Annotated in this window: 2 protein-coding genes and 1 pseudogene; all 3 read left to right on the top strand. The window is 80.7% G+C overall.

Annotated elements, in window-relative coordinates:
* On the top strand, positions 1–1,016 hold a 1,016-nt coding region (locus PYV61_RS24460), incomplete at its 5' end, for an ATP-binding protein (protein WP_275836492.1).
* A 78-nt stretch (positions 1,017–1,094) separates the two neighbouring features.
* A complete protein-coding gene (locus PYV61_RS24455) occupies positions 1,095–1,466 on the top strand; it encodes a hypothetical protein (RefSeq protein ID WP_275836491.1) in 372 nt (123 codons plus the stop codon).
* Positions 1,463–2,217 (top strand): annotated as a pseudogene (locus tag PYV61_RS24450) (hypothetical protein); the annotation flags it as partial. The gene PYV61_RS24455 and the pseudogene PYV61_RS24450, both read left to right, overlap by 4 nt.

Raw genomic sequence — 2,217 nt, 5'->3', positions numbered from 1 at the left:
CCTGGGCGTGGGTGCGCCGCCGGGTCGAGCGCCCGCTCGCCCGCGTCGCCCACGCGGTGGGAGCCGACGGGGCGACGGGCGCGCTCGACGCGCTCGGCGAGCGCGCCGCCGACCTCGCCGAGCGGCTGCGGGCCGGGGAGGCGCAGCGGGCGCGCACCGAGAAGATGGCGACGGTGGGGCGGATGGCCGCCGGGATCGCGCACGAGGTGGGGAACCCGCTGGCGGCGATCAACGGCTACGTGCACGTGCTGCGCGCGCGCGCCGCCGACCGCCCCGACGTCGCGCCCGTGCTCGACGCGCTGGAGCGCGAGAGCGACCGCATCGACCGCATCGTGCGCGGGCTGCTCGACTACGCGCGGCCGCGCCGCATCACGCCGGCCGCGGTGGACGTGAACGAGGTGCTCACCGGCGCGGTCGGGCTGCTGCGCGACCAGGGGGTGCTGCGACGCCTCGAGCTGCGCCGCGCGCTCGCCGACCCGGCGCCCACCGTGTTCGCCGAGCGGCACGAGCTGGAGCAGGTGTTCGTGAACCTCGTGCTGAACGCCGCCGACGCGATGGACGGCGGCCCCGGGGTGCTCGCCGTGGTCACGCGCGAGGTCGCGGTCGCGGAGCTGGGGCAGGGCGGCCGCCGCGCGGGCGACGCGCCGGACGTGCTGGTGCCGCCGCGCCCGAACCGCCGCGTCACCGAGTGGCTCTCGGGCGCGGGGAGCGCGCCGCGCGCGGTGGCGCAGATCGTCGTCGCCGACTCGGGGCCCGGGATCGCGCCCGAGGACTGGGAGCGCGTCTTCGACCCGTTCTACACTACGAAGGACGTCGGCCGCGGCACGGGGCTCGGGCTCGCGCTGGTCGCCCGCGCCATCGACCAGCTGGGCGGCGCCGTCTGGGTGCAGCGCGCGCGCGAGGGGGGCGCGGCGTTCGTGATCCTCCTCCCGCTCGCGGCCAGCGCCGACGCGCGCGACGACGCGCCGCCGTCGTTCGAGGAGCAGCTCGACTTCCTGCGCTCGATGGCCCGCTGAGCCGCGGCGCGCGTCGCCGCGACACGCGGCGCGGCGCGCCGGTCCTGTCGGGGCGTCCGCGGCGCGTACCGTGGGCCCATGCGACGCGCCCGCCCCACGCGCGCCCCCCGCCGAGGCGACGCGATCGTCGAGGCGCTGGTGGCCACGCTCCTCCTCGCCGTCGGCGCCCTGGCGCTGCTCTCCCTGGGCGCCGTGCTGCGCCGCGACGCGCGGCGCGGCGGCGCGCGCCTCCGCGCTGCCGAGCTGCTGGAGGCGCGCCTCGCGGAGTGGCGGGCGACGCCGTGCGACGGCCCGGCGTCGGGGACGCGCGTGGTCGGGGCGCTGCGCGAGCGCTGGACGGTGGCGCGCGACGCCGACTCGCTGGAGGTGCTGCGCGACTCGGTGCTCGCCCCCGGCGACGCGGGGCAGGGGGGCGTCGCGCTGGTCGCGGTGCGCGGGTGCGCGCCGTGAGCCGCGCGCGTCACGCCCCCGGCGCGCGACGGGGGACCACGCTCCCGTCGCTGCTGGTCGGCCTCGTGCTCGCGTCGATCGTCGGCGCCACGCTGGGGGCGGTCACCGTGTCGCTGCTGCGCGACGCGCACCGCGCCCACGCGCGCCATGCCGCGCGCGCGCAGCTGGCGGCCGGCGCCGCCGTGCTGGGGTGGGAGCTGCGCGACCTCGCGGCGCACGCCACCGCCTCCGACGTCGCCGACCTGGCGTCCGCCGGCGACACCGCCCTCGACGTGCGGGCGGCGGTCGGGGGCGGCGTCGCCTGCGCCGTCGGCCCGTCGGCGGTCGAGCAGCACGCCGCGCGCGCCGCCGACGCGCCGCCGACGGCGTGGTGGGGCGACGCCCCCGAGGCCGGCGACGTCGTGCACCTCCACGACGAGGGCCCGAGCGCGAGCGCACGCGACGACGCCTGGGTGGCGCGCCCCGTCGACGCCGTGGACGTCACGGTGACCGCGTGCGCCACGGGCCCGTTCGCCGCGTGGGGCGCGGGCGCTCCGCACTTCCGCCTGCGGCTCGCCGGCGCGCCGCTGCCGCCCACCGTGACGTCGGGCGCCCCGGTGCGCGTCTCGCGCCTGCGGCGCTACCTCCACCTGCGCGACGCCGACGGGCGCTGGAAGCTGGGCGCCCGCCCGCTGTCGCCGACGGTCGGCCAGTCGCAGCCCGTCGCCGGGCCGCTCGCGGCGCCGGGCGGCGCGTGGCCGGGGCTCGCGGT

The sequence above is a fragment of the Roseisolibacter sp. H3M3-2 genome, assembly GCF_029211165.1.
In the GTDB taxonomy this organism is placed as follows: Bacteria; Gemmatimonadota; Gemmatimonadetes; order Gemmatimonadales; family Gemmatimonadaceae; genus Roseisolibacter.
This window is presented reverse-complemented; position numbering and strand designations above follow the sequence as displayed.

Coding starts and splice junctions, on each gene's coding strand:
- PYV61_RS24455 (WP_275836491.1), top strand. CDS start 1,095: ATGCGACGCGCCCGCCCCACGCGCGCCCCCCGCCGAGGCGACGCGATC.